At 38.1% G+C, this 985-nt stretch carries 1 protein-coding gene; it reads left to right on the top strand.

Features of this window, described 5'->3' with window-relative positions; genetic code table 11:
- The first annotated feature begins 317 nt into the window (after window positions 1-317).
- Window positions 318-761, top strand: a complete 444-nt coding sequence (locus tag ACESTK_RS20455) for a transposase (protein WP_243110512.1) — start codon at window positions 318-320, stop codon at window positions 759-761.
- Window positions 762-985 lie beyond the last annotated feature (224 nt).

Genomic DNA, 985 nt, shown 5'->3' with positions numbered 1-985 from the left:
CTACATAACGTATAGCTAGTATCCAGTTTTCATTTATTGTGGTGAGATTTTCTCATGATTGTCTGTCGGGAAATAGATAGTTCCAGAGCAGAGAGGGTATGACTCACAACGAGTCATACCCTCTCTGAATTTATCTGAAAAAAGAAAAAAGATGGCTAACGACAACCATCTTTCTCTCCGTTACATGTTATAATGTAACTATGCTAACCAATAATTATTATAATGATTTTTTTGAATTAGGGCAACAGAAAATTAACTTTAGTTTCTTCGAATTGAGTTTACCTGACGACGATCCAGTCTATACCCTGAAAAAAGTGATGGAGGAATTAGATTTTTCTGGCTTGTTAGCCAATTGTTCAGATAAGGGAAGAACCGGGTACAATCCAATCATGATGTATGCTGTAGTTACCTATGCAAATATGCGGGGAATACGTTCTGTTGACCGTATTGTTGATCTGTGTGAAAGAGACCTTGCTTTTATCTGGCTGACGCGCGGAAAAAAACCGAAATGTGATGCTTTTTATGACTTTAAAAACAGGAAGTTGACATCTGATGTCCTGGATGACCTGAATTACCAGTTTATGCGGCGGCTGCAGAAAGAAGGGCTGGTCACATTAAAAGAACTTTTTATTGACGGTACAAAGATAGAGGCAAATGCGAACCGTTATACTTTTGTATGGCGCGGAAGCATCAATTACCATCTTGCAGGCCTCCTGGATTCTATCGACCAGCTTTTTGGAAAATATAATGCTTTTTTATAATCTAATAGCTTTTGAAAATCTAATGCTGCTATTTTAAATCCGAAGAATAACCGGGTACGTTTTTTGCCATGCACAGGTATCTTGTCCACATGATATCTTCGACGAAGAAGAGAGGGAATTGCTTCTACTCCATTTCTAAATTTTGCAGAGACTGTGAGAAAAAGTCTGTAAATAAGATTCTTCTATGATATGCAAGGGTGGCAAGCCTGAAAATCAGGCTTCTC

The organism is Ruminococcus sp. Marseille-P328, from assembly GCF_964249465.1.
Taxonomy (GTDB): domain Bacteria; phylum Bacillota; class Clostridia; order Lachnospirales; family Lachnospiraceae; genus Blautia_A; species Blautia_A faecis.
The sequence above is the reverse complement of the archived record's forward strand: the minus strand, read 5'-3'. Positions and strand labels throughout refer to the sequence as shown.

Bases quoted from the DNA above. Each gene is read 5' to 3' on its own strand.
- ACESTK_RS20455 (WP_243110512.1), top strand. From the start codon at position 318: ATGGAGGAATTAGATTTTTCTGGCTTGTTAGCCAATTGTTCAGATAAG.